Genomic DNA, 408 nt, shown 5'->3' with positions numbered 1-408 from the left:
CGCCGTAGACGCCCTGCAGCCCGGTGGCCGGGTCGCGGGTGACGGCCACACCGGTGCCCGAGTCCGGGCCCGTGTTGCCGAACACCATCACCTGGACGTTGACGGCCGTGCCCAGGTCGTCCGGGATGTGCTCGCGGCGCCGGTAGACCCGGGCGCGCTCCCCGTTCCACGAGGAGAACACCGCCCGCACCGAGCGCCGCAGCTGCTCGCCCGGGTCCTGCGGGAACTCCTCGCCCGCCCGCTCCCGCACGATCCGCTTGAAGTCCTCCACCAGGAGCCGCCTGAGCCCCGGATCGGGGCGGCGGGCCAGCGCCTCGGAGAACAGGGCCCCGTCGATCCCCAGCACCGTGGTGCCGAACATCTGGATCAGGCGGCGGTAGGAGTCCCAGGCGAAGCCCTCGCGCCCGG

The 408-nt window shown here is 74.3% G+C and carries 1 protein-coding gene; it reads right to left on the bottom strand.

Annotated elements, in window-relative coordinates:
* A partial coding sequence (locus QC029_RS30770; protein ID WP_279559124.1) for a PEP/pyruvate-binding domain-containing protein occupies positions 1 to 408 on the bottom strand: 408 nt, incomplete at both ends.

It is taken from the genome of Streptomyces sp. DH37, from assembly GCF_029813835.1.
GTDB lineage: Bacteria > Actinomycetota > Actinomycetes > Streptomycetales > Streptomycetaceae > Streptomyces.
The sequence above is the reverse complement of the archived record's forward strand: the minus strand, read 5'-3'. Positions and strand labels throughout refer to the sequence as shown.